Source organism: Veillonella parvula (assembly GCF_024461875.1).
Classification (GTDB): domain Bacteria; phylum Bacillota; class Negativicutes; order Veillonellales; family Veillonellaceae; genus Veillonella; species Veillonella parvula_I.
The window spans coordinates 1-681 of sequence record NZ_JANGAL010000018.1; the positions used below are offsets into that span (position 1 = coordinate 1).

1 protein-coding gene is annotated in these 681 nt (G+C 35.7%); it reads right to left on the reverse strand.

Translation table 11 applies throughout. The annotated features are described in order from the left end of the window. On the reverse strand, positions 1-681 hold a 681-nt coding region (locus tag NE668_RS09700; RefSeq protein WP_256196758.1), incomplete at both ends, for a site-specific integrase.

A 681-nucleotide genomic window follows, 5' to 3' on the forward strand; every position in this document is an offset into this window, starting at 1 on the left:
TCCTACCCCTTGCGCTAAAGAAGTATATGTGCCTACTAACGCTTGTCTTTGTCTCTGTCACTAAACACTGGATTATTACTCCCAGATACTTATTTTGGACTAATTTAAATGATTTCGGATCAACGTTCTTAATATCGCTGAATCTTCCACAATTGATGAAAGTAGCTAGGAAGAGGAATTGGTATAAAGTTTTTGTTTTTGTAAATCTCGAAGTATACTCAAACGAATTTAGTATTTTCTCAGTGATCTCCCAGATGCTTTCACCCTCACTTAGAAGTGCTTTAAGCATTTTTTTACTGTGGCTATTTCCCTTATCTGCTTCTTCCGATGATTCGAACTGTAATTGCAAACTACTTACAATATCAGTGATATCAGATTGATGTTTTTGTCCATAGTAAGGAATAATTGTAAATTCCCAAGCAGGAATCAATTTCTTTAATGAGGCTTCCAGAATTGTTGCTTTTTGCGTCTTGTATTTAAACTGGAGTGATTTATTGACAATATCGAAACTCAGCGAATTGCTTATGATAGTATTATAGCTCATGAATGTGGCTCTCTTGATTGCTGTTCCGTTATGTGTAATCATCCAACATAAATAGGTTAGTTCAGCAGCACATAATGCTATTTTCTCACCTGAAGGTCTTTCAAACCTTTCCACAAACTGACGAACAAGCACCTTAG